The organism is Pauljensenia sp. OF14-1SRA (assembly GCF_027694595.1).
GTDB lineage: Bacteria > Actinomycetota > Actinomycetes > Actinomycetales > Actinomycetaceae > Pauljensenia > Pauljensenia turicensis_B.
On sequence record NZ_JAQEVQ010000003.1, the window covers coordinates 98033 to 105800 of the forward strand.

The 7768-nt window shown below is 56.8% G+C and carries 8 protein-coding genes; 5 read left to right on the top strand and 3 right to left on the bottom strand.

Annotated elements, in window-relative coordinates; genetic code table 11:
- Position 1: 1 nt before the first annotated feature.
- Together ychF and PG731_RS02965 are read right to left on the bottom strand one after the other, a co-directional pair.
- Positions 2-1087: a redox-regulated ATPase YchF gene (gene ychF, locus PG731_RS02960; RefSeq protein WP_270772074.1), complete on the bottom strand. Its 1086-nt coding sequence runs from the start codon at positions 1085-1087 to the stop codon at positions 2-4.
- Between the two features lie 38 nt (positions 1088-1125).
- On the bottom strand, positions 1126-2202 hold the full coding sequence (locus PG731_RS02965; protein ID WP_270772076.1) for a 4-hydroxy-3-methylbut-2-enyl diphosphate reductase: 1077 nt from the start codon (positions 2200-2202) through the stop codon (positions 1126-1128).
- An 87-nt stretch (positions 2203-2289) separates the two neighbouring features.
- On the opposite strand from PG731_RS02965, the gene xseA reads away from it, so the two are divergent.
- The 3 genes from xseA (at position 2290) to PG731_RS02980 (ending at position 5043) form a co-directional block, all read left to right on the top strand.
- Positions 2290-3582 (top strand): exodeoxyribonuclease VII large subunit, encoded by a 1293-nt coding sequence (gene xseA / locus PG731_RS02970; RefSeq protein ID WP_270772079.1) that lies wholly within the window; start codon positions 2290-2292, stop codon positions 3580-3582.
- 74 nt (positions 3583-3656) lie between these two features.
- Positions 3657-3869 (top strand): exodeoxyribonuclease VII small subunit, encoded by a 213-nt coding sequence (locus tag PG731_RS02975; RefSeq protein WP_101627557.1) that lies wholly within the window; start codon positions 3657-3659, stop codon positions 3867-3869.
- Positions 3870-4107: 238 nt separating this feature from the next.
- The gene (locus PG731_RS02980; RefSeq protein WP_270772082.1) at positions 4108-5043 is read left to right on the top strand and encodes a carbohydrate kinase family protein; all 936 of its coding nucleotides are present in this window, start codon (positions 4108-4110) and stop codon (positions 5041-5043) included.
- Positions 5044-5140: 97 nt separating this feature from the next.
- On the opposite strand, the gene PG731_RS02985 is transcribed toward PG731_RS02980, so the two are convergent.
- Positions 5141-5902: an isoprenyl transferase gene (locus PG731_RS02985; RefSeq protein ID WP_270772083.1), complete on the bottom strand. Its 762-nt coding sequence runs from the start codon at positions 5900-5902 to the stop codon at positions 5141-5143.
- A gap of 337 nt (positions 5903-6239) precedes the next feature.
- Here PG731_RS02985 and trhA point away from each other — a divergent pair, with 337 nt between their 5' ends.
- Positions 6240-6920, top strand: a complete 681-nt coding sequence (trhA, locus tag PG731_RS02990) for a PAQR family membrane homeostasis protein TrhA (protein WP_270772085.1) — start codon at positions 6240-6242, stop codon at positions 6918-6920.
- A gap of 166 nt (positions 6921-7086) precedes the next feature.
- The gene (gene greA / locus PG731_RS02995; protein WP_179369847.1) at positions 7087-7566 is read left to right on the top strand and encodes a transcription elongation factor GreA; all 480 of its coding nucleotides are present in this window, start codon (positions 7087-7089) and stop codon (positions 7564-7566) included.
- The last annotated feature ends 202 nt before the right edge of the window (positions 7567-7768 follow it).

Consider the following 7768-nt stretch of genomic DNA (forward strand, 5'->3'; position numbering starts at 1 on the left):
CTCAGGTTACATTGAAACGAAACTCCACCACGTCGCCGTCAGCCATCACGTAATCCTTGCCTTCCATGCGGACCTTGCCGGCCGCACGGGCTTCCTGCATGCCACCGTATTTGATCAGGTCGTCATAGGACACGATCTCAGCTTTAATGAAGCCCTTCTGGAAGTCCGTGTGAATAACCCCGGCAGCTTGCGGAGCAGTATCACCGCGATGGATCGTCCACGCGCGTGATTCCTTCGGACCAGCCGTCAGATAGGTCTGCAAGCCAAGAGTTTCAAAACCAACGCGTGCGAGTTTATCCAAGCCGGCTTCGCTCTGTCCGGATTCTTCCAGCATCTCGCGCGCATCATCTTCATCAAGCTCAACCAGTTCGGCTTCGAACTGAGCATCAAGGAAGATGGCATCAGCCGGAGCGACCAGCTCGCGCAACGATGCTTGCAGAGCCTCGTCTTCCATCCCCTTCGCGTCCATGTTGAACACGAAAATGAACGGCTTCGTGGTCATCAGCTGGAACGATTTCAGCACATCGGGATCTAGGTCAGCACCCGCAGGACCCGACAGGAGCTCGCCACGTTCGAGGATTTCAAGAGCTGCCTTGGCTGTTTCAAGGACGATCGCTTCGGTCTTCTTGCCTCGCACCTCTTTTTCGAGGCGCGGGATCTGCTTTTCCAGCGTCTGGATGTCGGCAAGAATCAGCTCGGTCTGGATCGTCTCAATGTCGGAAGCAGGATCAACCTTGCCGTCAACGTGCACGACATCGGGGTCTAAGAATGCGCGAGTCACCTGACAGATCGCGTCGGCCTCGCGAATATTCGCGAGGAACTGGTTGCCCAGGCCTTCACCCTCAGACGCACCTCGGACGATACCTGCAATATCAACGAAGGAAACCGTCGCGGGAATGATCTTCTCTGAATGGAAGATATCCGCCAGTACCTTCAGACGAGGATCCGGCAAAGGCACAACGCCAACGTTCGGTTCGATGGTTGCGAACGGGTAGTTCGCCGCCAGAACGGTGGCACGAGTCAGAGCATTGAACAGGGTCGACTTGCCGACGTTGGGCAGTCCTGCGATTCCGATAGTAAGAGACACGCTCACCATTCTAGGTCAGCGTGCCATCGTGTGGAGTATCAGCTGGTGTGATCAGGGCCAGCCTTGCGCGGTGCGTGCGGGCGCGCGTCGACTAAGCCCTTCGCTTCCAGTTCCGTTCGCAAATTACGAGGCAACGCGAAGGTGATCGTTTCCGTTTCAGTTCGAACAACGTCAACCGTGGGGAACCCACGAGGTTGCAACCACTCAATAACATCGCGAACCAGGATCTCAGGCACGGAAGCACCCGAGGTCAGACCGACCGTCTGAGCGCCTTCAAACCAGGCTTCCTGCAGTTCTTCAGCCTTATCCACGCGATACGCTGCACCGGCACCGGCTTCAAGAGCGACCTCGACAAGGCGCACCGAGTTCGAGGAGTTCGCCGAACCGACAACCACCATGACGTCAACCTTCGGGGCAATCGTCTTAACGGCAACCTGACGGTTTTGGGTCGCGTAGCAAATGTCGTCCGACGGAGGGTCAATCAGATTGGGGAAACGCTGACGCAGGCGGTCAACCGTTTCGCGCGTCTCGTCAACGGACAGCGTGGTCTGTGAAATCCACACGACACGGTCAGGATCACGAACCTCAACGTTTGCGACCTCGTCGGGTGTTCCCACGACCTGAATATGCGAAGGGGCTTCACCGAAGGTACCTTCGACCTCTTCGTGCCCCTGATGCCCGACCAGAATGATGTCGTAATCTTCCTTCGCGAAACGCACGGCCTCGCGGTGAACCTTGGTCACCAACGGGCACGTCGCATCGATCGTGGCAAGCTGACGACGTTCAGCTCCATCACGTACTTGTGGCGAAACACCGTGTGCACTGAAGACGACGCGAGCCCCTTCGGGGACCTCGTCAGTCTCTTGGACGAAAACCGCGCCACGCTTCGTCAGTGACTCAACGACGTATTTGTTGTGCACGATCTCTTTACGCACATAAACCGGCGCACCATAAAGGTCCAAGGCCTTTTCAACGACATCAACAGCCCTGTCCACTCCGGCGCAGTACCCACGTGGTGCGGCCAAGTAGATGCGACCGGTCTCCTCTCCCGATTCCTTTGAAGAAGCGGAGTAGGTCGAATCGATGGCGGGAAAAGCATCCGTCAGGTCACTCATGCTCTCAATTTACCGACATCTGGGTCGTGAGTGCGCGCTGAACGGGGCTTTGAGTACAGCTCCACATTTCTGCAACTCGATTCACCCATGGTCTGTGGCATTCTTGAATGCGTGACGAATCAACCTCTGGCACTTCGGGCCGCGGACACAACCGCAGATAACCCTTGGCCTCTCCGCAAGCTAACGGAGAACATCAAAATCTACGTCGAACGTATGTCTACGCTCTGGGTCGAAGGCCAGATCGTTGAATATAAGCCACGCGCTACCTCGAAAATCGCATTCTTCGTCCTCCGTGATGTTGAGACCGACACTTCGATGACCGTCACCGCATGGCCGGGGATAGTGAAAGAACTTGGTGACGCTTTCACAGAGGGCGCACGGATCGTCACGCGTGTTACCCCTCAGTTTTGGACATCAAAGGGTTCCCTGAATCTGCGCGCACAAGAAATCCGTATCGCGGGCTCAGGCAATCTTCTGCTTCAGATCGAGCAATTGCGCGTTCAGCTTCAAAAAGAAGGACTCTTTGCGCTTGAGCGAAAGAAGCCCCTCCCCTTCCTGCCCGGTCGAATCGGCCTGATCTGCGGGTCGAACGCGAAAGCGAAAGACGATGTCCTCGTCAATGCCACAGACCGCTGGCCCGTCGCCGACTTCGAGATCAGGGAAGTCGCCGTTCAGGGCGAGCGCTGCGTACCCGAAGTCATGAGTGCTCTCACTGAATTGGACGCACGGCCCGATATTGATGTCATCGTCATTGCACGCGGTGGTGGCTCCGTCGAAGACCTTTTGCCGTTCTCTAACGAGCGACTACTGCGCGCCGTCGCAGCAACTTCCACTCCGGTCGTGTCGGCGATTGGGCACGAGGCCGACGCTCCCCTGTTGGACTTTGTCGCCGACTTCAGGGCGTCGACTCCGACGGATGCCGCGAAGCGAATCGTCCCGGACTATGCAACTGAGCAAGCGCACATTCAAACAGCAATCGACACAATGCGCGGGGCCATCATGCTTCGATTGGGCCGCGAGCGCCAGTTCATCGATTCATACGCTTCTCGCCCGGTTCTGCTCAGCCCGGGAGCGGTCGTCGATACGCATCGCGCGGGGCTTGCTCAAGCGCTCACCGGTTTGCGACATGCAGTCGAGCGACGCCTTTCAGCTGAAACAACCGCACTGGGACGGATGCAGGCAACACTCACTGCTCTTTCCCCGCAGGGAACACTCGACCGGGGATATTCAATTCTGAAGCTTCCCAGTGGAGTGATCATCAAGAATGTTGCTGACGCACCAAAAGGTAGTTTGATCGAAGGCATCCTTGCATCGGGCCGAATGGTCGCTCAGGTTGTGGGAACTACGCCCGCGCCCCCGGCAGACCAAGCGAATGGATAAATGGACGCGGCCTCGTCCTCCTTTCTTTGCACATCACTCACTCTCACATCGACTGTCATACCCCGGAGGTACATATGGATAACGAACTGGCTCCCGTCGAGTCATTGTCCTACGAGCAAGCACGCGACGAACTCGTGCAGATCGTCAAGCAACTCGAATCGGGTCAAGCACCGCTTGAAACGACTCTGTCTCAGTGGGAGCGCGGGGAAGCATTGGCCAACCACTGCAAGCAGATTCTTGATGTTGCCGCATCTCGTCTGGATAAGGCTGAGGCTCGCCCACAGTAGCTGGCAGGCGCGAATGATGGTTCGCGGTAGAGCTTGCAATCGGATTCGTTTGGGAGCCTTTGTGGATTTGCTTGAATATCCGCTTTGGGGTCGATCGCGGTGTTCATGGCGAGCAACAGACCAACGCCCTGCGCACAGATGCCACACGCGAGCATCGATTGGGCACGTTGAAACCCTGCTCAGACTAAAATCGGTACAGATCGCGTAGCCTGTCTGCGCGCCCAACAAAGGATGTGCCATGGATCTTGCTCACGAGCCTCATATTCTCGCCATCGGCGAAGCGCTCATTGACATCGTTACGCCCATTTCTCACCCTGAAGATGCACGCGAAATCCCCGGCGGTTCGCCAGCGAACGTCGCTATGACCCTTGGGCGTCTGGGGCGCCCGTCGGTGCTCTCCACGTGGTTTGCAAACGACCCGCGTGGCAAGGTCATCGAGGAACATTTCACCGCTTCCCACGTGGTCATCACCCCCGAATCGCGCGGGGCTCACCACACGACCACCGCTTTTGCATCCATTGATGACAAGGGCGCGGCCACCTACACGTTCGACTTCGACTGGAACCCCACCAGCCCGATCCCCGTGTCTGACCAGGCGCTGATCGTACATGCAGGCTCGATTTCAGCGGCCGTCCAACCCGGTGCCGACACCGTGTACGAGGCCTTGAAAGCAGCACGTCCTCACGCGCTCATCACCTTCGACCCGAACGCTCGTCCTGCTGTTATGGGCTCGCCAGAAAAAGCCTTGCCCCTCGTCGAAAAATTCGTCGCAGTATCGGACGTCATCAAGGTGTCCGACGAGGATCTTGAGTGGCTTACCAATGGTGAAGACCTCGATCATGTGATTGCCCGTTGGCTTGACCTTGGGCCTTCGCTGATGATCGTCACTCGTGGCAAGAAGGGCGGTCTAGCCGTTTCGAAGTCCGGTGTCCGCGTCGAAGCTACCCCCGGCGATGTCAAGGTCGTCGACACCGTTGGTGCCGGCGATTCGTTCATGGGTGGCATTTTGGATGCAATGTGGCGTCTTCAGTTGCGCGGTCCTCAGGGACGCGCTGCCCTTGAAACGATCAATGCCGACAAGGTCCAAACGATCCTCGACCACGCTTCCCGAGTCTCTGACGTGACCGTGTCGCGCGCGGGCGCTAACCCGCCGTGGTCGCACGAAATCGACTGACGCACTACGTGAAATACGGGCGATACCTCATGAGGTATCGCCCATATTCTTTACGCAACAGGTGGCTTCACATCACCGGTGTCACACTCCGGCGGATCTATTTTCCCAGCCTGCGTTCACGTTGAGCATAGGAGCGCAGAGCACGCAGGAAGTCCACGCGCCTAAAGTCCGGCCAATAGGCCTCGCAGAAGTAGTACTCCGAATGGACTGACTGCCAAATCATGAACCCGGACAGTCGTTGCTCGCCGGACGTGCGGATCACCAAATCGGGGTCCGGTTGATCTTTCGTGTACAGGTGAGCAGTGATATCCGCATCGGATAGACAATCCGCGACTTCGTCAAGGTTCTTCCCCTGGGCCGACGCCTCGCGCATGATGGCGCGAACAGCTTCGGTGATTTCGTGGCGTCCTCCGTAGCCGACGGCAACGTTGACTTTCATGCCCTGAATGGTCTCGGTCGATGCAACCGATGCGCGTATCCGCGCTGCTACGTCTTCGGGGAGTAGGCCCAAGTCTCCAACGACGTTGAGATGCCATTTTCCTTGCATAGCCAAGTGGACAACGGCGTCGGCGATGATACCAAGAAGTTCGGTCAGTTCCTCTGATGTGCGAGAAAGATTGTCGGTCGACAACATCCACAAGGTGATGACTTCGACGCCGAGTTCTTCTGCCCAGACGAGGAATTCGGAGATCTTTTCGGCGCCGGCACGATGGCCTTGCGACGCTTGTTTGCCGGTGGACTTGGCCCAACGACGGTTTCCGTCAAGAATGACACCAATGTGTCTGGGGATGGCCGACTGGGGAAGCTGCTTGCGCAGACGTTCCTCATACAGGTCATAGGCCAGAGCTAGTCGCGCCATGTTCCCTCCTATTTCAAGCTACCGGTAGCCGTTAACAGTGCCTTAACCGCTAGCGACACCGTATTAGGCAACCGCTAGCGATCGTTGATCTGCGTTAAGGGTAATCGTTTTTCATAGTGAAAGTGACCTCACCTACACGCATATGCGCATTGGAGGTACGCGATGAGCACGATTGTTGGAACCGAACACCTCGAAGGCATTGGAAGATGGTCATCTGCTGGATCGCACCTCGTGCACAATCACTAACTTACGGTAACGTAGGTTATGTGGATATCAGCTTGAGGCTGACAGCCACGGTTCGCATTTATTCGCGTTCACATTCGTTTAGGGAGGCATCGTGAAGGTCGCATCACTTCATCCGAAGTCGTGGGTTCCAAACCAACTGATCGCTATTAAGCCTCACCTGCGAGGATGGTTACATCTTGTTACAGCCCCACTCTCGCTAGCGGCATCGATCGTGCTGATCTGTCTTGCCCCGACGACTCCGACGAAGTGGGCATCAGCGGTTTACCTTGCCTCGTCTCTTCTTCTTTTTGGCATCTCGGGTCTCTATCATCGCTTCTACTGGAAGCCGAACTGGGAGCTCGTGTGGAAACGGCTTGATCACTCGAATATTTTCCTTCTGATCGCCGGCACATACACTCCCTTGTCGGTTGCTCTGCTAACCAGGCACGATGCAACGATTCTGCTGTCGATTGTCTGGACTGGCGCCATCATCGGGATCCTCATCAACCTTTTCTGGCCGACCGCCCCGCGGTGGCTCTCAACGTTAATCTACGTGGTTTTGGGATGGACTGCTGTCGCATACCTCCCTCAGCTCTGGAGCGCTGGTGGCCCGGCTGTGGTCTGGCTGATCGTCGCGGGGGGCATTCTCTACACGCTGGGCGCAATCGTCTACGCAACAAAGCGTCCAGATCCTTCCCCGACGTGGTTCGGGTTCCACGAAATCTTTCACTCTTTCACCGTTGCCGCTTGGGCATGCCACTGCGTGGCCGTGTATTTGGCCGTTCTTCTCTGATTTCTGCGGCTTCGTTGACGAGGCCGGACGACTCATCTGCACGTTACGTTTGCGCCCGGAATTCACCTGACTGCTTTGCATTCGGGCAGGAATGCTTTGGCATTGCTAGACTGACTGAGTCTTAGCGCCGGTACCATCGTGCCGGCTATCGTTTTGGAGGAAACTCATGGCCGACACTCAGTGGCTGACTCAGGCTCAGTACGACCTTCTGCAAAAGGAACTCACCGAGCGCATTGAAATCAAGCGCCCGGAAATTGCGAAGCTGATCGATGCGGCTCGCCAGGAGGGCGACCTGCGTGAGAACGGTGGCTACCACGCTGCACGCAATGAGCAATCGATGAACGAAACGCGTATCCAGACTCTGCAGGAGATGCTCGCTTCAGCAGAGGTTGGCGAAACGCCCGCCGATGACGGCATCGTTGAACCCGGCATGGTTGTGACTGCTCTGGTTGGCGGACGCGAGATGACGTTCCTTCTCGGTTCACGTGACGCTGGTGGAGACTTGGGCGTGCAGGTCTTCTCTGCGAAGGCTCCTCTGGGTGCCGCGGTCACCGGGCATAAGACGGGCGACAAAGTGTCGTACGAGGCCCCAAATGGCAAGGAGATCGAGGTCGAGATCCTCACAGCAAAGCCTTTCGTTGGCTGATCTGCTCTAGAGCGCCCTTTCATTCCTGCTCTGTCTTCAGGGTCAGCTTCAAGGTCAGCGTTTCAAAGAGGATACGCGCCTTGTTCTTCCATAGAACACCCGAAGGGGAAAAGTGCCGAAGCATGTGTGGCGGGGTCAGTAGTTGTTGACTACTGACCCCGCCACACGTGTTTAACTGTCTTAAACGCTATCTAGCCTCCCC

Bases quoted from the DNA above. Each gene is read 5' to 3' on its own strand.
- PG731_RS02985 (WP_270772083.1), bottom strand. From the start codon at position 5,902: ATGGCGCGACTAGCTCTGGCCTATGACCTGTATGAGGAACGTCTGCGC.
- PG731_RS02980 (WP_270772082.1), top strand. From the start codon at position 4,108: ATGGATCTTGCTCACGAGCCTCATATTCTCGCCATCGGCGAAGCGCTC.
- xseA (WP_270772079.1), top strand. From the start codon at position 2,290: ATGGTCTGTGGCATTCTTGAATGCGTGACGAATCAACCTCTGGCACTT.
- PG731_RS02975 (WP_101627557.1), top strand. From the start codon at position 3,657: ATGGATAACGAACTGGCTCCCGTCGAGTCATTGTCCTACGAGCAAGCA.
- greA (WP_179369847.1), top strand. From the start codon at position 7,087: ATGGCCGACACTCAGTGGCTGACTCAGGCTCAGTACGACCTTCTGCAA.
- PG731_RS02965 (WP_270772076.1), bottom strand. From the start codon at position 2,202: ATGAGTGACCTGACGGATGCTTTTCCCGCCATCGATTCGACCTACTCC.